General features: G+C 54.5%; 17 protein-coding genes. 7 read left to right on the top strand and 10 right to left on the bottom strand.

Annotated elements, in window-relative coordinates; translation table 11 throughout:
* Positions 1-50: 50 nt before the first annotated feature.
* The 4 genes from ACO07T_RS01455 to ACO07T_RS01440 all read left to right on the top strand — a co-directional run bounded on the left by ACO07T_RS01455 (position 51) and on the right by ACO07T_RS01440 (position 4848).
* Positions 51-1610, top strand: coding sequence for a sugar ABC transporter ATP-binding protein (locus ACO07T_RS01455; RefSeq protein ID WP_422047960.1), 1560 nt, complete (start codon positions 51-53; stop codon positions 1608-1610).
* Positions 1611-1618: 8 nt separating this feature from the next.
* A complete protein-coding gene (locus tag ACO07T_RS01450) occupies positions 1619-2908 on the top strand; it encodes an ABC transporter permease (protein WP_209065130.1) in 1290 nt (429 codons plus the stop codon).
* A gap of 83 nt (positions 2909-2991) precedes the next feature.
* Positions 2992-3948 carry a substrate-binding domain-containing protein gene (locus ACO07T_RS01445; RefSeq protein WP_422047959.1) on the top strand — a complete coding sequence of 319 codons (957 nt, stop codon included), beginning with the start codon at positions 2992-2994 and terminating at the stop codon, positions 3946-3948.
* A 102-nt stretch (positions 3949-4050) separates the two neighbouring features.
* Positions 4051-4848, top strand: coding sequence for an IclR family transcriptional regulator (locus ACO07T_RS01440; protein ID WP_422047958.1), 798 nt, complete (start codon positions 4051-4053; stop codon positions 4846-4848).
* A gap of 148 nt (positions 4849-4996) precedes the next feature.
* On the opposite strand, the gene ACO07T_RS01435 is transcribed toward ACO07T_RS01440, so the two are convergent.
* Positions 4997-6079, bottom strand: a complete 1083-nt coding sequence (locus ACO07T_RS01435; protein ID WP_422047957.1) for a helix-turn-helix domain-containing protein — start codon at positions 6077-6079, stop codon at positions 4997-4999.
* Positions 6080-6356: 277 nt separating this feature from the next.
* On the opposite strand from ACO07T_RS01435, the gene ACO07T_RS01430 reads away from it, so the two are divergent.
* On the top strand, positions 6357-6593 hold the full coding sequence (locus ACO07T_RS01430) for a hypothetical protein (protein ID WP_422047956.1): 237 nt from the start codon (positions 6357-6359) through the stop codon (positions 6591-6593).
* A gap of 198 nt (positions 6594-6791) precedes the next feature.
* Entirely contained in the window at positions 6792-7256 is a 465-nt protein-coding gene (locus ACO07T_RS01425) for a hypothetical protein (RefSeq protein ID WP_422047955.1), read from the top strand.
* A 116-nt stretch (positions 7257-7372) separates the two neighbouring features.
* Here ACO07T_RS01425 and ACO07T_RS01420 read toward each other — a convergent pair whose 3' ends face one another.
* The 9 genes from ACO07T_RS01420 to ACO07T_RS01380 form a co-directional block, all read right to left on the bottom strand.
* Positions 7373-8590 (bottom strand): DUF445 family protein, encoded by a 1218-nt coding sequence (locus ACO07T_RS01420; RefSeq protein WP_422047954.1) that lies wholly within the window; start codon positions 8588-8590, stop codon positions 7373-7375.
* A 13-nt stretch (positions 8591-8603) separates the two neighbouring features.
* Positions 8604-9434 (bottom strand): alpha/beta fold hydrolase, encoded by an 831-nt coding sequence (locus ACO07T_RS01415; protein ID WP_422047953.1) that lies wholly within the window; start codon positions 9432-9434, stop codon positions 8604-8606.
* Positions 9431-11074 carry a PHA/PHB synthase family protein gene (locus tag ACO07T_RS01410; RefSeq protein WP_422047952.1) on the bottom strand — a complete coding sequence of 548 codons (1644 nt, stop codon included), beginning with the start codon at positions 11072-11074 and terminating at the stop codon, positions 9431-9433. Before ACO07T_RS01410 ends, ACO07T_RS01415 begins: the two co-directional genes overlap by 4 nt.
* A 28-nt stretch (positions 11075-11102) precedes the next feature.
* Entirely contained in the window at positions 11103-11570 is a 468-nt protein-coding gene (locus tag ACO07T_RS01405; protein ID WP_422047951.1) for a MaoC family dehydratase, read from the bottom strand.
* 3 nt (positions 11571-11573) lie between these two features.
* Complete coding sequence (locus ACO07T_RS01400) at positions 11574-13208, bottom strand: AMP-binding protein (RefSeq protein ID WP_422047950.1); 1635 nt, start codon at positions 13206-13208, stop codon at positions 11574-11576.
* A gap of 259 nt (positions 13209-13467) precedes the next feature.
* A complete protein-coding gene (locus ACO07T_RS01395; RefSeq protein ID WP_422047949.1) occupies positions 13468-14346 on the bottom strand; it encodes an SGNH/GDSL hydrolase family protein in 879 nt (292 codons plus the stop codon).
* A 29-nt stretch (positions 14347-14375) separates the two neighbouring features.
* Complete coding sequence (locus ACO07T_RS01390) at positions 14376-15239, bottom strand: SGNH/GDSL hydrolase family protein (protein ID WP_422047948.1); 864 nt, start codon at positions 15237-15239, stop codon at positions 14376-14378.
* Between the two features lie 310 nt (positions 15240-15549).
* Entirely contained in the window at positions 15550-17661 is a 2112-nt protein-coding gene (locus tag ACO07T_RS01385; RefSeq protein ID WP_422047947.1) for a methyl-accepting chemotaxis protein, read from the bottom strand.
* A gap of 237 nt (positions 17662-17898) precedes the next feature.
* Positions 17899-18807, bottom strand: coding sequence for a LysR family transcriptional regulator (locus tag ACO07T_RS01380; protein ID WP_422047946.1), 909 nt, complete (start codon positions 18805-18807; stop codon positions 17899-17901).
* A 283-nt stretch (positions 18808-19090) separates the two neighbouring features.
* On the opposite strand from ACO07T_RS01380, the gene ACO07T_RS01375 reads away from it, so the two are divergent.
* Positions 19091-20167: an extracellular solute-binding protein gene (locus ACO07T_RS01375; RefSeq protein WP_422048591.1), complete on the top strand. Its 1077-nt coding sequence runs from the start codon at positions 19091-19093 to the stop codon at positions 20165-20167.
* The last annotated feature ends 52 nt before the right edge of the window (positions 20168-20219 follow it).

Genomic DNA, 20219 nt, shown 5'->3' with positions numbered 1-20219 from the left:
ATATTTGAAGCGGCTTTATATATGAAACGTCAGCCTTTGGGAGGAGGAGGATGATTCCAGCATCCACGCTGGCGCAAGAGGATTTTCTTGCGCAGAACAGCAAGATCACAATGCAGCTTCACGGGATCGGAAAATCGTTTTCCGGAGTGAGTGTACTGCGTGATGTAACGCTCCAGATCTCCGGTGGTGAGATCCATACGTTGATGGGCGAGAATGGCGCCGGCAAAAGCACGCTTGTGAAAATCATCAGCGGTGTGCAGGGGCAGAGCTTCGGTACACTTGAGATCGATGGGCAGGAGGTGCAGTTCAACTCTCCCGCAGAGGCCAACGATAATGGCATCGTGATCATGCATCAGGAGTTGAGCCTGATCCCGGAGATGACTGTCGCGCAGAATGTGATGCTTGGGCAGGAGCCCATGATTGGCGGCGTGATGGTGGATCAGCGCGCGTTGCGCGAGACAGCCCAAAATGCGCTGAAGAAATTTGGCTTTTCTCTGGAAGTTGACACCTTGGTGAAAGACTTGCGTGTGGGAGAACAGCAGCTGGTTGAGATTGCGCGTGCACTTTTGATGGATGCGCGCCTGCTGATCATGGATGAGCCCACAAGCGCGCTGTCGCAAGCGGAGGCGGATATCCTGATGGAAGTGGTCCGCGATCTGGCGCAGCAAGGTGTGGCGATTGTGTATATTTCCCACCGCATGGATGAGGTCTTTGAGATCTCAGACCGTGTGACAGTACTGCGGGATGGGGACATGATTGGCACCACGTTGGCGGCAGATACGACACCGGAGGAACTGGTGCAAATGATGGTGGGGCGTTCGGTTGAAATCAAACCGGTCGTCCGCGAAACGCCAGCGTCTGCTGAGACGGTATTGGCGGTGCGTGACCTGACAGCTGAAGCCGGTGGTCGCAAAGTGCTGCAGGATGTTTCCTTTGATCTGCGTCGGGGAGAAGTTCTGGGTGTTGGCGGTCTCCTGGGTGCGGGCCGGACGGAGTTGCTGGAAACGATTTTCGGCGCGCGGGGTGATACCTTCTCTGGTGAAATTGTGGTGCATGGTGAGAGTGTGCGGCTTTCCACTCCCTCTGACGCTGTGCGTCATGGTTTGGCTCTGATCACCGAAGATCGCAAAGGCAACGGGCTGCTGCTGGACCGCTCTATCGCAGACAATGTGATCTTGCCGCTCTTACCCTTGAAGTCGCGATTTGGTTTGCTTTCCAAGGCGCAGCGAGACGCAGAAGCGCAGAGTGCGATTTCCCGACTGCGCGTCGCTGCCACTGGTGTCGAGCATGTGGTTGGTCGCTTGAGCGGGGGCAACCAGCAGAAGGTCGTAATTGGCAAATGGCTGGCCACAGGGCCGAGTATCCTGCTTCTGGATGAGCCCACCCGCGGGATCGATATTGGTGCCAAAGACGAGATCTACGATCTGATCGGACAACTGGCGGATCAAGGGATTTCCGTGCTGTTTGCGAGCTCAGAAATACCGGAATTTATGGCGGTCTGCGATCGCATGATCGTGCTCTGTGACGGGCATGTCGCAGGAGAACTGACGCGGGACGAAATGACCGTTGAAGCCATCAAAGACCTTTCGATGCAATTTGACCAAGCGTGAGCCGAGACATGAGTATGACAGACGCCCGACCACCCGCTGCCTCCAAATCCGGCTCTGGCCACAAGGCTGACCGCAACTGGTTGTTGCAGATTTTGGACAAAACCAAGCTCTATTGGGGGCTCGTCGCACTAATTGTGTTTGGTGCGTTGACCTCGCCGCTTTCGTCAAAGGGTAACAATATCTTTCTGTCGATAGGTAACCTGACAGACATTCTGCGGCAGGTCTCCGTGACAGGCATTGTGGCTGTGGGTATGACGCTGGTGATTTTCATTGCCGGGATTGATCTGTCGGTTGGCTCGATCATGGCGTTGGGGACGGTGATCTGCGCGATGTTGTTGACCCAATCGGGTTGGACCGCAGCGAGCATGTTTTCGGTACCCGCCGCAGGGGTGATCCTATTTGTCGCTGTGGCCGCACTGATCTTCTTTGTGCAATCTCAGATGCGTGCCGCAGGCACCAAGGACCAGCCAAGTGCACCTTCCAAGTTGCCATCGATGGCGATTGGACTGGTGGTAGCACTTGCAGCAATGTTGTGGCTGGGGTTGCAGGTAGATGACAAGTTTGGCGTGATGGGTGTGCTCATTGCAGTGCCTTGTGTGGGCATCATCATGGGAACACTCAATGGCGCGCTCATTGTGTATGGTCGTCTGCAGCCGTTCATTGTGACGCTTGCAATGATGGTGGGTGCGCTGGGACTGGCGCGGGTGATCGCTGGACAGGATACAGCGGTTTATCCGGTCTATACCGGCAGCAATGCAGTACAGGAGTTTGACGTGTTGCGTAGCTTGCTGTGGGGCGTGGTGCCGGTGCCCGGGCTGTTCTTCCTCGCGATCCTTGCAATATTCTTTGTGCTGACACGGTTCACCACCTTTGGCAGCTACTTGCTGGCAATCGGGGGCAATGCGGAAGCGGCGCGTCTGGCCGGGATCAATGTGAAGCGCAATACGATTGTGACCTATGCAATTGCGGGCGGGCTGTCGGCACTGGCGGGCATCCTCTATGTGGCGCAGTTCCGCCAGGGGAAACCGGATGCCGGGCTTGGACTGGAGCTCGATGCGATTGCTGCGGTGGTGATTGGTGGAACCAGCCTGATGGGGGGCAGGGGCGCGATTTTGGGCACCTTCGTAGGTGTCCTCATCTTTGGCTTCCTCAGCAATATTTTGCAGCTCAACAACATCGACAGCAACACGCAGTTGATCCTGAAAGGTGTGATCATTATTGCCGCCGTCCTGTTGCAGGAAGGCCGGATAGAAGAATTCCTCTCTGCGGTGAAACGCAAGATCCGTGGAGAGAAATAGCCCTGACCTCGCAGTTTGGAGGACCGGAGATCAGGGCATTTGCCAAACAGCCAAATGGCTGAAACATGACAAGGGAGAAGATTATGCAAAGAAGAACTTTCGGCAAGAGCCTTTGTGTGGCTGCACTCGCACTCACAACCAGCGCAACGGCCCTGCTGGCGGCGGACAACTACGTCATCGGGTTTTCGCAGGTGACAACTGTTGAGCCATGGCGTGTGCAGTTTAACAAAGACCTGCGGGCCGAAGCGGCGCTGCATGATAATGTTGAGTTGTTGATTGCCGATGCCAATGACCGCACCGAGAAGCAGGTGGCGGATGTGGAGAACTTTATCCGTCAGGAGGTAGACGCGATCCTGATTTCTCCTAAGGAATCTGCGGGTTTGACCGGTGTTGTGGAGCAGGCCACCGACGCAGGTATTCCAGTGTTCGTGCTGGATCGTAACGTGGACACTGACAAGTTTGTGCAGTGGGTTGGCGGCGACAACGAACTGATCGGCCGCGCTGCAGGCCAGTTCGCGCTTGAGAAGCTCGGCGGTGCGGGCAGCGCATCTGGCACCATCGTGGAAATCTGGGGTGGTCTGGGCACGCAGGCGGCGCATGATCGCGCCAACGGTTTCCATGAAGCCTTTGAGGGCGAGTCCGGTGTGACTTTCCTGCTGGATCAGCAATCCGGCGATTGGAAGCAGGACACGGCGTATGACATCATGTCTACTGCCCTGCGCAACTATGAAGACATCTCCATGGTTTATGGCCACAACGACCCAATGGCCTATGGCGCCTATCTGGCCGCCAAAGATGCGGGACGCGCAGATGACATCCTGTTCATCGGTGTGGATGCGCTTCCTGGAGAAGGTGTGACATGGGTGGCCAATGGCGAACTTGCGGCAACCTTCCTCTATCCGACACCGGGCGCGGAAGGGCTGCGTCAGGCTCTGGCATATCTGGGTGGTGCGAGCGTTGAGAAGTCCGTGGTTATGGGGACAGAAGCTGTAACGTCGGAAAATGCGGATGATATTCTCAAGCGTAATGGCTTGAAGTGATCCCAGTGCGACCCTTGCCCTCCCCCAAGGGTCGACAACAGCTGCGCAGGAGCTTAAGCCTCCTGCGCAACTTGCTTTAAATTCCAGAGCTTAGCGACCCTCTTGACCGAACCGACCACAAGACTTCAGAAATACTCTGCACCTGCCCTTGAGAAAGGGTTGGATATTTTGGAGCTGTTGTCACTGCGGCCAGGGGTGGCGCTGACGCATGCGGATATCGCCAAAGGAATTGGCCGGTCCAAAAACGAGATCTTCCGGATGATGGTGGTCTTGGAGGAGCGCGGATACATACGGCGTGGTGACGGGGATGTTTTCTTTCTGACACCGAAGCTCGGTGAGCTTGGCGGTGCGCGTAACCCGACGGGGCAGATGATCGAGATTGCCCGCCCCTTCATGGCGCAACTGTCCCAAAAAACGGAGCAATCCAATCATCTTTGGATCGTTGATGAGAACAAAATGCGTGTGGGCGCAGCTGCGCGGGCTGCCGGATCCTACAGCCTTGCCTTAGGTGAAGGTGTTCAGGCACCGATGTTCGGCGCCTCTGCCGGAGCATGTTTCTTAGCGGGGCTACCAAGTAGCGCGGCACGCATTGAAATGCTTGTGCAGATGGAAGAGTTCGTCAGCGAGGATGCGTTTGCAGCTTTTGATCTGGAAATCGAGCGTTGTGCCGCCAATGGCGTTTGTGTGCTTTCAAATGCAGAAAATGCCGGAATCGTAGAAGTATCGGCGCCGCTCACTTCGAAAGGAAGCGGCGGTGTTGTCGGTGCGTTGAGTGTGCCGATGATCCAAGGGGCAGATCGGCCCAATGAGGTCGGTGCGGTGGTGGCAGCGCTAAAAGAAACCGTAGAGGCGATCTGTGCAAAGCTGGCGCTTCTCGCCGTTTTTGAACGGGCGACTTGAGCGTTTTTTGGCTTGAAGCTTCTCGAAGTAGGGTAGCCGATGTTGAGGAATGCATCGCCAATTGTCGGCGTAATCGGGACAGTCTGAAGCGATCTGGCAGAAAAAACGCTAAAGGGTTACCTCAGGTGCTTAGCAGTTTCGTTGTCTTTTATGCCGCGAAGCTCATTCGATATGTTTTGGGAGTTTTGCCAGTCCATCGCTTGAACGCACGGACAAAGCTCGCCGTCTCTGAGAAACCTAGAACGTAAGCGATTTCTTCGGTGCTGAGCTCATCAGAACGTAGGTAGCGGAGCGCCAATTCAGCGCGAGTCGAATCCACGATTTCGCTGAACGTTTTGTTTTCCTGTTTGAGGTGTCGACGCAGAGTCCGACTTGTAAGGCCGAGATGTTGCGCAATCGCGTCCATGCTGGAGGCAAACGCTGCGTTTTCTAACAGGGCTCGGCGAACTTGTCCGGCCACCCCGCCATGCTCCACGAGCTCCGATAGCTCTTTGTCACAAATTTGCACAATCTGTTTGAAGGTCAGCTCGTTGCCAAGCTCCAGTTTGCGGTAGACCCAATCGCCGGAAATATGAAATCTGTTCCTATTTGCACCCATTCGGATCTCTGAAGCCGCTTCCTCAGGAATACGATAAAAAGCCTCCTCGCCAAAGCGGAGTTCCAAAAGGTGAGGCTGGAAACCTGGTCCGATCACGTCCCTATGCAAGGAGCGATGGATGCCCATCTGAAGGCATACAAGGAAAGCATAGAATTGCTGGTCAACTTGATCTGCTGCGATGGGTTCAATGTCCCAACCTTCTTCTTGTTCGTCAAAGATGAATTTCATCTCAACCGTGGGCGCAGCCAAATAGTGGTATTTGGTCGCGAATGCGACGGTCTCGCGATAACAGGTGCTACAAAGAAGCGCATAGCCGTAGAGGCCGTAGGCTGACAAATGCACATTGCTACCGATTCTGTACGGCAGGTAAGGATCCCACTTTCGGTCGGAAATGTTCTTGAACGCCTTCAGAATTTGAAGAGGCGAGACGCGAAATTGCTCATCTTCGATGGCTTTCAGGCTTAGTCCCGTACCTGCAAAGGCGTGATCTGTTTCAATGCCATCAGTGCGCAATGCGTCAAGAGCTGCGTGCAGTTTTGCGGTATTGTATACCTGGTCCTTCAAACGTTCCTCCCAAGACGCGGGCATCGGGTCATGGCCCGAAGTGTAGGTCAATATGTCCCGTTTGGTCATGAACAATCAAGTTAGCGTTGGGTAAATTTTCTGAACACCGTGGTTGATGATAGGCATCAATTGTACATGCGCTCTTCAATTCTGCACATGGCTCGGGGATGTTCTAGGTCTGCTTGCAGAGCCTCGTTGCGTGATATGGTATACGCGATTTTCGGTGGCCTTGAGCGTGGAGGTCGAGGCCAGTCGCGAACGAGGAGGACGCTGCGGGTAAATTCGACACGCGGTTTTTGTGGGTGCTGCGAGCAGCATTTCAAATGGCAATAGAGGAGGACAGGCCATGAAGATTAGCATTGATTTTGATTTGACCCCTGCGGAGTTTCGCGAGGCGATTGGCTTGCCGGATGTGAAGTCTGCTCAGGACCGATGGATGGCAGCGGTTGAAGGTGCTGTAGCCACCGAAATTGCGAAGCTGTCGCCTGAGACAATCGCAAAACAGTGGACCGAGGCTTTGATGCCAAACCCGGATTTGATGGCATCCCTGATGAAAATGATGCCTGGGGCCAACAATAAGTGAGGCGTCGTGCTTGGGTTTGCGACCCAACGTCACAAAATAAATTCAGGCTGACTTTGCTGTAACACGCTGAATTTCCGATAAAATTAGAGAGCAACAAAAAATGCTGCATTGCAGCATTTTTTGTTGCGATGCAGCATTTCACCACCTATGTTCATTTTACGAAATACTTACTTAATACGACTGAATTAGGAGGCCACTATGGCAAACGCAAAAGCCGCCGCGAAGGCAGCCGAAGAGACCAAAGCATCTGCAACCACCCCTGCGGTTGTCGAAAAGCTGCAGAACTCGTACCAGAACGTAACTGAGAATTTTAAAGGCTACAGAGAAAACCTGAGCCAGGCGGGTACTGTTGCTACGGACACTGTTCGCAGCACCTACACTGGGGTTATGGCGTTTGACCGTGCTGTGCTGAATGTTCTGCGTGCCAATCTTGATACCTGGGTCGAACACGGCCGCAATATTGCCAAAGCACCGAATTTGATCGCTGTGGCTGAACAGCACGCCAACTTTGTGAACACCCAGATTGGGGCCGTTGGCGGTCAGCTGAAAGACCTGACCAACGTGGCCGAGGAACAGACCAAAGCGTCCATGGCGCCGTTGTTCTCCGCGGTTGACGAGCTTGTTGCGTCTTCCAAATCCAAGAAAGACGATAAGGCGGCTTAATTGGCGCCACAGCTAAGATCCTGGCTGTCTTTCTGATGGCCGGGATTTTTCACGTTATATAAGACGTTGAGAGAGTGCTGACATGGCGCTCTTTTTTGTGCCAATACCGTCTGTGCTTATCCGATCGCGTGTTCGATCGCAAAAAGGCCGCCTCCGATCAGAAACCCCAGCAAGGCGCCGTTGATGCGGATGAATTGCAGATCACGGCCTGCTTCTGTTTCGAAGCGCTCCACCAGCATGTCTGGATCCCAGTTGCGGATGGTTTGGGCTATATAGGCGCCCACATAGGGCCGCAGCTCTGGCACCAGTTTTCCGGCAATCTCTGCCACGCCAGCATCAATGCGATTTTGCAGGGTTTCGTCCTCAGAAACCTCTTTGGCGCCTTTTTCAAGCGTGGTCAGAACAGTTTGAATGAAGGTCTCGTTTTCCAGGTAATCAGCGAGATGGTGTTTGATCCCTTCGATCAACTCAGTCGCTTTGTCATCAAACCTCTCTGAGTTGAGATAAGCGTCAACTGATCTGGCGATCACTTGTTGCAAGCGGTCCTGGGTTATGGCGTTGTCCAATGTGGTCTGAGCTGCGGTCTCAAACTCCTTGCGTAGCGCGCTTTCGGGATTGGACATTTCGGCTAGCACCGACATTAGCCCTTTGACGATCATATCTGCTGCGTTCTTCTCGATACGTGCGGAAATCCACCAGCGGCTATTGTCGCTGACAAGTGCCCGCGCGGTGTCGCGATGCCGATCCACAGTGTCATGCAGAAAGCCAATGATTTCGGTGAGCGTTTCTCCGCGAAAGCCCTGTTTGAGCAGCTCGGAGACCTCTTGTGTGGTGCGCGCACTGCCAGAGGCATCTCGGGTCAGTTTTTGTAGAATGCTGGCCAGTGTTTTTGTCAGATCGGCTGGCAGATCCGCCCGAAGGAAGTTTGTCGCGCTCGACAGAATGGGGCGTACGATCAGTTCAGCATGTCCGCCGGTGAGCAACCAGCCTGATACCTTTGCTGCCAGTTTGCTTTCACGTAGCTGCGTCACAAGCAAAGATGGTTGTAGGAAGTGTTCTTCGATGAAGCGACCGACATTCACGGCCACGCGTTCCTGATTGCGTGGGAGCAGAGCCGTGTGGGGGATCGGGATCCCCATGGGGTGGCGGAAAAGCGCAACCACTGCGAACCAATCGGCCAAAGCGCCGACAATACCTGCTCCGGCGGCGGCTCTGAACAGACGTAGCGGGGTGCCGGGGGAACCGCTCAGGAAGGTCAGAAGATAAACAGCAACCAGCACAAGCAATGTACCGGTTGCCGCTTTGCGCATGGCGGGCAAGTCCAGAGCGTTCACGTGTTTGGCCCTTCTATTCGCCGCTTAATATGAACCTTTCGACACGTCGGGCTGTTTCGACCGGCATCGTTACCATAAACAAATGGCCGCAAGGCATGACTTCGAGTTTGCCGCGCTTTAGGCGGCTGGCCAGAATGCGCCCATTGGCGACGGGCACAATCGGGTCGTCTTCTCCCATCAGGACCAATGCGGGCAGGTTCAGCTTTGGCAGGTAGTGCCAGCTGGTCCAGCCCATGATCGCCATCAACTGGTAGCTGTAGCCAACGGGGGTGCCGTGATCGAGTGCCTCGGAAAACTCGCGCATCAGCTCTTCTTGCATCGCGACGGTGCCGCCATAGAGCTGGCGGGCGTTATCCATCATGAAGCCGGCGTCGCTGTGCCTTTTGGGCGTGACCATTTTCATCAGGGTCTTGGGTGATCCGGGGATCATAATGGCGCCAGTGGTTGTTGCCGCCAGAGTCAGGGAGAGGCATCTGCGGGTGTGCAGATGCGCAAACTGCTGGGCCGCAGCGCCTCCCCAGGACACGCCAAAGACATGCACCTGGTCGATTTCCAACTGGTTTAGCAGCGCTGACGCCATATCCGCCACGTGGGACAAACGATAGGGTAGGGTAGGGGTGGGCGTGCCGCCCACGCCCGGTGGGTCAAAGATGATGACCCGAACGCGCTTAAAACTCAGCAGAAACCTCTCGGCACTTTCGATATTTGCCCCGATCCCGTTGAACAGAAGCAGGGTTTCCGTTGCACCTTCGGGGTTGTACTCGGCATAGCGAACGGGCCGCCCCCATATACGAGTGGTGGAGATTTGCAGCGTGTTTATCTGTTCTGCGGTTTTGGTTGTCACGGTTTCCCTGCCTCCTGCAAAACATAGGTACCCGGAGCGGGGCACAACCCGGGGAAGTCCTTGTTGCCCAGAGTTTTTGGTGCCGCTTTTTCCTTGGCTGAGCGTTCCGCCATCCATTCAGACCAATGCAGCCACCAGGTGCCTTCCATTTCGGTGCTGTTCTTCACGAACACCTCTGGATCGCTGGGCACATCATCCATCCGGCGGAATTTGGCCTTCCGGTTGGTTGGCGGGTTCACAATGGCCTGAATATGACCGGAAGAACTCAGAATGAACTCGGATTTCCCGCCGAGCATATTCACGGTTCGATAGCAGCCATCCCATGGCGTGATGTGGTCTGTGGTGCCGCCCAGAACGTAGTTGTCACAGCTGACTTTGGAGAGGTCGATCTGCTCTCCCAAGATCTCTGCCGTGCCACTCACCAGCCCGTTTGTTTCCAGCAGACCCATATAGTCGGCATGCAGTTTGGCGGTCATATTGGTGGTGTCGTCATTCCAATAAAGGATGTCAAAGGCAGGCGGGTTCTGGCCAAGCAGGTAATTGTTGATCCAGTAGGCCCAGACCAAATCATTTGGCCGTAACCAGGCAAATACCTTGGCCAAGTCCTTGCCCTGAACCACGCCCCGCGCACGTGACATCTGCTTGGCGAGAGAGAGCACCTCCAGATTGGCAAAGAGCCCCATGGATGTGTTGGCCGCACCGTCGGTGTCCAGAATGGTCACAAGGAAGGTGGCGGTTGCTGCGCGATCAATGCCCTTTGCCGCCCAATACCCCAGCAGCATCGACATGGTGATCCCGCCAGAGCATGCACCGGCAACGTGGATTTTGGGAGATTTGGAGACTTTGGTCACAATCTCAGACGCGTGGTCCAGAGATTTTACATAGTCTTCAAGGCCGTAGTCCGCATCATTGGAGCCGGGGTTGCGCCAGGACACAATGTAAACGCTGTAGCCCTGCTGCACCAAGAACTCAACAAGGCTGCGTTCTGGTGCCAGATCCCAGACGTAAAACTTGTTGATCTGAGGCGGGACTACCAGAATGGGTGTGCCTTTGACCTTGTCAGTCTGTGGGGCGTATTGGATCAGTTCGCGCAACTCATCTCTGTGAATGACTTCACCTTTTGAGATGCCCAGATTTTCGCCAACATTGAACTTTGAGCGGTCAACCATGGAGGGCATTCCCTCATTGTTCACCATATCATCCACCAGATTGCGCAGGCCGGACAGGATGTTTTCCCCGCCGGATTCCAGTGTTTTCTTCATGGCGGCGGGGTTGCCGATCAGCAAATTGGTCGGCGAAAAGCTGTCGAGTATTGTGCCCGTCAGCAGTTTCATCCGCTCGGTGTCCCGATGCTCCAGATCCAAGCCGTCGATCCAGGTGATCACATTGGAGCACCACGCCATGTAGCTCTGTTTGAGCACACGATAAGCTGGATTGCTGTCCCATACAGGGTCGTTAAAGCGTTTGTCGGCGATCTCGGCGACATCTTGTTTGCCAAGGCTGCTGAGGATGCCGAGCATCTGGTTGCTGCTGTTGAGCCCCAGCTTCATCATATCCATCGGCTGCCGCGCCAGAGCGGCGTAGAAATTGGCAACGGCCCCTACGAAGCCTTTGTCACCAGAAGTGTCGTCATTCGTCATTGTTTTCCTCCTCCGTTGCGCTGACCGCTTAGCTGAAGGCAAGCGCGAGAGATTCAGCAATCAGTGCGGGCGTTTCGGCACCAACCTGCTGGGCCACCACCTTTGACCTGATCAGGATACGACCGCCCTCCTTGCGCTCTACCCCGGTCAGCTCAGCCCGGATTTGCAGCTCAGCGCCGCTGGGCACCGGAGCCAGAAAACGGACCTTATCCAACCCGTAGTTCATGACCCCGCTGCATCCCTGTGGCACGATACCAAGATCCATCTGGGCTGCTGCCAGCAGGGACAGGGTGAGGTAACCGTGCGCGATTGGCCCGCCAAAAGGACTTTGGGCTTTGGCGCGCTCTTCATCAACATGAATCCACTGGTGATCGCCGGTCACATCAGCAAAGCCCTGAATGCGCGGTTGGTCCACCGTGATCGGATCGCTTGGCCCAAAAATGCGGCCGACGTGCTGTTCAATGTTGTCGATGGTGTAATCTGCTGGAGCTGTCATGGATCACACCTCCCGCAGATCTTTGCGGAGGATTTTACCAACGGTAGATTTTGGCAACTCGTCCAAGAAACGGATTTGTTTGGGGACTTTGTAACCCGCCAGCCCTTCACGGCAGTGCGCAATCACTTGAGCCTCTGTCAATTCGGCACCAGGCGCCAGGGCGAGGAACAGCCGGATCGCTTCGCCGGTTTTCTCGTCCGGCACGCCCACTGCAGCGCATTCCGCAACCTGATCCAGAATGGCGACATGTGCTTCGATCTCGTTGGGGTAGACGTTAAAGCCTGACACCAAGACCATATCTTTCTTGCGGTCTACGATCTTCAGTAGGCCGGTGTCGTCGAACACGCCAATGTCACCGGTGCGGAAATAGCCGTCATCTGTGAAATTCGAGGCGGTTTCTTCGGGCCGGTTCCAATAGCCCTGCATGACTTGAGGCCCTTTGACACAAACTTCGCCTGCTTCACCTGTGGCGACGATATTATCCTCGTCGTCAAGCAGGATGATGTCGGTGGACGGCAGCGCGTGGCCAACAGCCGCCGAGAAGCCCTCGCCACCCATCGGATTGAGGGTCAGAACCGGGGAGGTTTCCGACATGCCGTAGCCTTCCAGCACATGGTGGCCTGTGGCCTCTTTCCAGCGGTTGGACACAGCTTCCTGTACGGGGGCGCCGCCGCCAATCATGGCACGGTAGTTGGACAGGTCGATAGTTTTGAATTCCGGATGGGCAAGCAGGCCCGCAATCAGCGTGTTGACCGCTGTGGAGACTGTGAATTTGCTGTCGCGATAGGCCCCGATCAGTTGTGCGGGGTCGCGCGGATTGGCCACGAGATAGTTGGTGGCGCCCAAGGAGCTATAGGTGATCATATTCACCATCAGCGCGAAAATGTGATAGAGAGGCAGCGGCGTTACGATCACTTCTTCACCTGGCCGCATGGCTTCTGGCAGGGCGATTTTGACCTGTTCGGTGTTGGCGATCAGGTTTGCGTGGCTCAGCACGGCCGCTTTGGACAGCCCGGTGGTGCCGCCGGTGTATTGCAGGAAGATCAGGTCTTCGCCGGTGATGTCCGGCGCAACAAAATCCAGCTCTTCGCCTGCATCCAGAAGCTCCCCGAACTGCAGCACATTCTCCAGACGCGCATCAACGGGAGGGCTGGGAATGGTGGCCGGGGTGGCGTCGCCGAGTGACACGGCAATCGTGGTTTTGATTGGGGTGTTCTGAACGATCTCGGCCAGCGTTGGTGTGGAGCCGGTGAAGATCACGATGATTTCGGCGCCCGCGTCATTGAGCTGATGGTCCAGCTCATGCGGCGTGTACATCGGGTTGACGTTCACCTGCACCGCGCCGGCGCGCAGGATGCCCAGCATGGCGACTGGGAAGGCCAGCAAATTGGGCGCCATCAACGCAATGCGGTCGCCTTTCTTGACGCCAAGCTCAACCTGCAGATATGCCGCAAAGTCGCGCGACAGGCGGTCCACCTCGGCATAGGTCAGGCTGCCGCCGACGCCAACAAATGCGGTTTTGTCTGGATAGGTGTTGAAGGCGCCTTCAAACATTTCAACAACCGAGCTGTAAACAGTGGTGTCGATTTCAATGTTGTTTCCCGGCCAAACGGTCTCTGCTTCATGCGTATCCAGCATGGTCTCTCCTCCAAATACCTAAACCACGCTCCTCCAGCGTGTTTTCACCCATTTTTTGTGGGGGAGGGGAAGGCTTGAAACAATGATATCCGAGGACGAACTGCGGACTTCAGAGGACAACGAGCTGAGTTTTTGAACCTGAAAGGCCAAAATTGCGTAGAGCGGGCACTGGTCGGATGCCCAAAATTGTCGATAGCTTGGGGCCTAGCCAAGGCACATTATAGAGCTTCGATTACTCTCGGTCGCAGCGCGCACGACGCTAGCTCTGTTCCTTTGACGGTGTGATCTGGTCGAAAATCGCCGTACAAATTTGATCCATCTCCAGTGCGAAGAAATTCTTCGCTGCGGCAGCGTTTGGATGATAGGGGTCCTTCACCATGCCGTTCTGATTGAGGCGGAAGTAGTCTTTATTTCCTTGGTTGGCAGCGACGGTCTCTGGTGTGGCGCCGGGTACGAAAGAGCATCGCAACCCAGTGGTTTTAAAAGCGTCCATGAGGTTCTTTTGCGCGCGCAGGCGCAAATCCACGATCTTCTTCTTATAAGCGGGGGCAGTGGTCATGAAGATGCAGGGCAAATCTGCTGGTAACTGCGCCTGCAAACGCTCCACATCTCTGACTGCAGCTTCCGGGCTGTTCGCCCAACGCTTTGCCGAATTGCCAAGAAACGTCATCAAGATCAGTTTCGGGTCGTAGTATCCATCTCTCAGCATCTCTTCGAGCGGTGAGGTGCTGGGGGCGCAGAATTGATATTCTTTACCCTGACCGATTTGAACGTATTTGTTGCCAGTCTTGTTCACGAATCCATATGTGCCGGCGTTTACCTTCCATTTCGGATCCACCTTGCAGATCGTGTCCTTTGCGCGACCTGACCGTGCGGTCCAGGAGTCTATTGAGCTGGACCTGACGCCGATCACACCAACACGCATTTCACCAAGACGTTTGAGGTGTTTTTTCTGTTCGCTATCGGGGTGGCAATGTTCTTTGATGTCACTAAAAAACTCGAGAAACGCAGGCCCCGATCCAAATGAGATTTGGCTATCGCCAATGATAAGAATTTCGGGAGACGTAAAGCTGTCAGCCATTGCTGCAGAAACGCCAATCGTGAGAGCGCCAATGGTTGCGACAATCTTCTGGAACATTGGTTTTCCCCTTCCTCAGGCGAGTGGTCTTACTTCAAGACCCGAAATACCGCATCGCAAATGTCTACTGTGTTAATGTCCAAAAACGCTCGGATCGCAGCGGGTTTCGGATGGTGCGGATCCTTGACCTTTCCAGCATCATTTCGCCGAAAATAGACAGGTTTGCCCTCAATAGCGTTGCGGGTGCTTGCGTTGAAGCCTTCCACCACTGCGCATTGTTTGCCTGCTTTCTGAAATGCGCGCGCGATTTCGGTTTGGCCTTTCATGCGCTTGTCGTTTGTTTTCTTGAGGTAAACTGGCACGCTTGAGATGAACACGCAGGGCACATCATCCGGTATTTGTTGCAGCGTGCGACGAGCGTCCTCTAGGGCGAGTTCAGGTGAATTTGCCCAGCGATCTGCGGCGTTTCCAAGAAAGGTCAGCACAAGTAGTTCCGGTGCGTAGTAGCCGTCGGCAAACATCGCTTCGAAGGCAGTCTGCTTTGGCTTGCAAAACTGGTAGGCCTTTCCTTTGCCGATCTGAATGAAAACCCGCTTGTTGTTTCCATCAATGCCATAGGCCCCAGCGTTCACACCAAATTTCTTGTCGACATCGCAAATTGCGCCTTTGGCAGCTCCCTTGGGTGTTGTCCAGGATTGCAGGGAGGTTGAGCGGACACCGATAGCAGCGGTTTTTCGGTCTCCCAGTGCGGCCAAAGCCTTTTTACGCTCGTGCGTCATCTCACATCTTTCGGGGAGTTGTTCGAAGAACCGGAGATATTCTTTGCCTGCTCCAAAGGAGATCTGGCTGTCACCTAAGACCAATATGTCGGGTTGGGCGGTGGCTTGCAGGGCACTAAGGGTGCATGTGACGAACAGCCAGGTTCGTATAAATGATGATTTAAGTGACGTCACGCGGCTACCTATTTCGCACTGCCATATATGGGATGGCTTGGGTCTGCGCGGCATACTGCGACATCATTCAAGGTAATGCCATTCAAAATCTGGTTAGCGATTTGAGGGGAGGGTGCCGACAGCCCTTCAAGGAATTTTGGCAACAGAAAGCTTTAAGTGACATGGGCTGCACGCCATATTTCGAAGGGGCACTTTCGAACTAAAAATCAAAGCACTGCGCGTTTGGCGGCCCGCTCGCAACGAAATCTTGCAGTTACTGCGCAGCCTTAAAAAAGGCTGCGCAGGTTGGGACAAGCGTGATTTCGGAAGACTATGCGGCTTCTTCTTCAGTAGAGGCGATTTCTTTCCCGTACTTCAGCTTGAATTGAGCCACCAAACGCTCGAGTTCATTGGCTTCTTCTTTCAAGGTTGCACAGGTGTCGCTGACATCTTGTGCCATCACGGCATTTCGCTGCGTCGCCTCTTCTAGCTGTGAGACGCCCGTATTGATTTCGCCGAGGGTTTCGGCCTGCTGTGCCGTGCCTTCAGCCATGTTGGAGACCAAAGAAGACACATGGCTGACGCGATTGACGATAACCTCGAGAGCTTCGCCGGTTTCATTCACCAGACCTACGCCATTGCTTACGCTCGTGGTGCTTTCACCGATCAGCTCTTGGATTTCACGCGCGGCATCAGAGGATTTTTGCGCCAAAGCACGCACTTCTGAGGCCACAACTGCAAATCCGCTTCCGGCATCTCCAGCTCTTGCCGCTTCAACCCCGGCGTTCAGCGCGAGCAGGTTCGTTTGAAATGCGATGTCGTCGATCACACTGATGATTTGAGCGATCTGGCTTGAAGATTCCGATATCTTGGCCATAGCGTTTACCGCCTCTTTGACCACTTTGCCGCTTTCAGTCGCGTCTGTTTTTGCAGAGTTCGTGGTGTCCTGGACATCCCTCGCGCCGGAAGCCGCAGATTGCACGCTTGTGGTGATGCCTTCCAGTGCCAAGGCCGTTTGTTCAATTGTGCTGGCCTGATTTTCAGTGCGGCGCGACAGGTCCTCGGAGGATTGGCTGAACTTGATGGTGCCCGAGCGAATGCTGGATGTCACTTCAACAACATTGACGAGTGTTTCGTTCAGCTTACCGACGGTTTTGTTGAAGTCCGTTCTAAGGCCCTCATATTCCTCAGGGAATGGCTTTTCGAGGGAATGCGCCAAATTGCCATCTGCCATCTCTTCCAAACCTTGGCGGATTTCTCCAACAACATGGTCCTGCTCTGATTTCAGGCGTTCTTGGTCCGCTTTTAGTGCCTCCGCATCACGCCGCATCTGCAGTGTGTCTTGCTTGAAATGATAGACCGCCTTGGCCATTTTACTGAGTTCGTCTTTGCCTTCGATACCTTCGACAAAAATGTCAAAATTGCCGTTGGTGAACTCATGAATGACTGAAATCAGGTACTTAATCCGAGCAACCATGCGCTCAAAGGAGAATATCGCGAAAGATAGAGCTAGGATGGTCACTGCGGATCCAAGCCACATCAGCTTGTAGAAGCTTGCGTCCGCTTCCGCTTCGATTTGCTGAGTCAGCTTGGCAACATCTGCAACAAAGGCGAGTTCTTGGGCTCGAAGCTGGTTGATCCACGCTGTGGATATCTTGAACCATTCCGGGGCGGTGAGGTTTCCGTAGTTCTGTGCTTCATATCCAGAGCGGACTATCTCCCGCGCAGACTGCACAGCTTGGAATTCACTGGTGGCTTTGAGCCTTTCTAGCCACGCGGGCTCGTCCAAAGCGCCAGCAGTTTCGCCAATCAAGGCCATCTGAGCGCCACCCAAATAGATAAAACGGTCATGCACTACCGTTGAGAAGCCGCCGCCCAGTCCCGTTGCACCCATGGCGCGTTCCAGGCCGGCGTTCTCTTTAGCCGAGCCAATCAAGGCACGTGCGCTCAGTAAGGCTTGGACCCTGCTGTCTTTGTCTTGAATGCCTGATGGCCGAGAGAATTCAATCAAATTATTGATCGTCGCTGTATAGAACTTCGCCATTTCGGGGACGGAAAGTTCAAAGGCGTCGACCCGCTCCCTCATGCCGTTCAGCTGCGAGAGTTGGTTTTCGATATCTTCAAGACGCTCTGGTCGTTGCGTCGCGAGAAGGGAGGTCCCTTGCTGGAACTGATCAAGGGCTTGCAGAGTCAAAATGCGCTGCTCAGAGAGCTCGCTAGGGAAGTTGGCACCTTTCGAAGCTATAAAGCCAGCGGAATACCCGCGCTCTTTTTGAAGCTCATGAATCACCTCTCCAACAACAGCGCCTTCATTCGCCCGTAAGGTGGTATCGTGAGCGCTTTCCACAAAGGCCTTCTGTCGAGTGATGTCATCAAACATCAAAAAACCTGCGAGGGCGAAAATTGGGCCGATCACAAGCAGCATAACAACGCGCAGTTTCATAAGAGGAGCCTATTCTCTAACAATCACACTTATTGGTTGATAACAGCGTGGGATTTAAATTTGTCTGAAGCTCCCACTCAGACAAGGTAAGATTCGAAGAAAATGCATGATTGTCGCGCGCAACCCTTACGGACATGTCGGGTTTGTTTCGTAGGTAGAGGCCTCATGCGGGGGGTATATGGTCGCCATTGCCGCGAGTTGGATGCGAGCGTGGCAGGCGCTGATCGACCCTATTCTCTAGCGCACCGAGAAGGGTTGCAGACTCTTCTCAAAGTTGGACAAGAATTCCAGCGTAAGCACGGATGTGGCTTTGTGATTTGGCCAGATCAGCGAAAGTTGATGCGTGAGATTGGCGGAGTAGGGCCGATAAGAGACACCACGGCCGACGTATTCTCGCGCATCAAGCTCACTCAATACGGAGACACAAACGCCTTTCGCTGCGAGCTCGCAGGCGCAGGTGAACTGTCGGGTCTCAATAAAACTGTCCATGGGCACGTCTTCGCGCTCTAGGGTTTCGCGTAGACGTAAATAGAACTCGCTACCTATGCGGTCATGGGCGATACGTTCCCCGGCAAGGTCGCTGGGGGTCACCACGTCTAGTTGTTCAAGTCGGTGGCCTTCCGGAAAAACACAAACGCAGCGAATTGGAATGGTCTTGCTGTTAAGTGCATGGTGAGTGCGAAAAGTATCGGTGATTCCGCAGTCGTACTGCTCGCCAATCACCCAATCCAAGATGCGCTCTGGTCTGTCTGGTTCGATTGTCACGGTGACATCTGGTCGGGCTCTGAGGAAGTCTGCAATCACCGATGGTAGATGGCTCGTGGAAAACCCCGGTAGACAAGCCACTTTGAGATGGCCGCTGGTGCCGCCCTGAACGTTGTGGCCCAGACTGCGGATTTGCTCCATTGAGCTGAAAATGCGCTCTATTTCCGGCAGTAGATATTGTGCCTCCCGCGTGAGCACCATCCTGCGTCCGGATCGCTTGAACAGTGGATAGCCCAGCTCTTTAGAGAGATCTGAGAGTAATCTGCTGGCGGCAGGTTGAGAGATGTTCATGGCCTTGGCTGTGAGACTGATGGTGCCACTCTCACCCAGTAAGCCCAGGGCCTGCAGTTGTCGAATGCGCAGTGGCTCGATGGCGCTCATGAGGTTGGCTTTCTCTTCTGGCTTTGACGCGGAATTACTACTATAACTTCATGCTATATGTAACAGAAATAATAATGTTGAATTATAGATTTAGCTGCGGCACGTTTTGCCCGTCCAGTCAGGTGTCGGCGTGATTCACACCTGAGGCGTATGAAGGGAGTGCAACGCGTTCACACGGGCTGTTGGTTTGGGTCGGCATGACACAATGCTAATGCGCTAAGAGAGGGTCGGTGAAAGACCGCAACACGTTAGTACCTCGCTAGCAACACAGGGAAATGACATGATGTTTGATAACTTTGGAAAATTTGGAGCCGTCGCCCTTACCGCGACCGCCATCTATACAATGCCAATGTCAGCCGGCGCTGACACGCTGCGCCTGCTGACCTGGGGCGGTTACGCACCGGAAGAGGTGATCGCAAAATTTGAAGCCGAGACTGGCCACACCGTCGAGGTAACCACCTCCAACAACGAAGAAATGATCGCAAAACTGCGCGCCACCAACGGCGGCGGCTTTGATCTGGCCCAACCAAGCCAGGACCGCATCACCAGCGCGCAGGAAGAGTTCGGCATCTATAAGCCTATCGATATGTCGCGCATTCAGTCTGAGCTGTTTATCCCATCGATGCTGTCGGCGACCGCAGACAACACCACTTTTGACGGTGAAGTCTATGGCCTGCCACACGTCTGGGGCACCAGCGGCCTTGTGGTCAATACCGCCAAAGCGGGTGAAGTGACCGACTATACCGATCTGTGCGAAGCTTCAGTGTCTGGCAAAGTTTCCTACCGCCTGAAGCGCCCGACCCTCATCGGGTTTGCCTACTCCATGGGGCTTGACCCATTTGCGGCGTACGATGATGCAGACGCCTATCAGGAAATCTTGGACAAAGTTGAAGCCAAGCTGATCGACTGTAAGCCAAACGTCAAAACTTACTGGGGTGGCGGCGATGAGATCAAACAGTTGCTGCGCTCTGGCGAAGTGATCGCTTCCATGGCTTGGGACACCGGCGGATGGCAGTTGAACGCGGATGACGCGGACATCACCTTTGTTGCGCCAGAAGCTGGTGCGCTTGGCTGGATCGACACCTTTGTGCTGCCCGCGCGTGGCCGTGCGGATGACGCAGCATACGATTGGATCAACTTTGTGATGCGTCCTGACATCGCCGCAATGATCACCAACACCGCGGGCAACTTTACCGCGGCTGTGGATGGCGACGCGGGTGTGAACGCCGATCTGAAAGCGCGCTATCAGGGCAGCTTTGATCAGGCCGCCATCGACAACATCAAATGGTACCCACCTGTGCCAGCCGGTCTGGAAGCGCTGGAAGGCGCGACTCTGGATCGCGTGAACGCAGCAAAATAAATAGACTAAATCCAAGCGAAGGGTGCCCCTTGTGGGCGCCCTTTCACCAATT

This window comes from Shimia sp. (genome assembly GCF_965227725.1).
GTDB lineage: Bacteria > Pseudomonadota > Alphaproteobacteria > Rhodobacterales > Rhodobacteraceae > Shimia.
The sequence above is the reverse complement of the archived record's forward strand: the minus strand, read 5'-3'. Positions and strand labels throughout refer to the sequence as shown.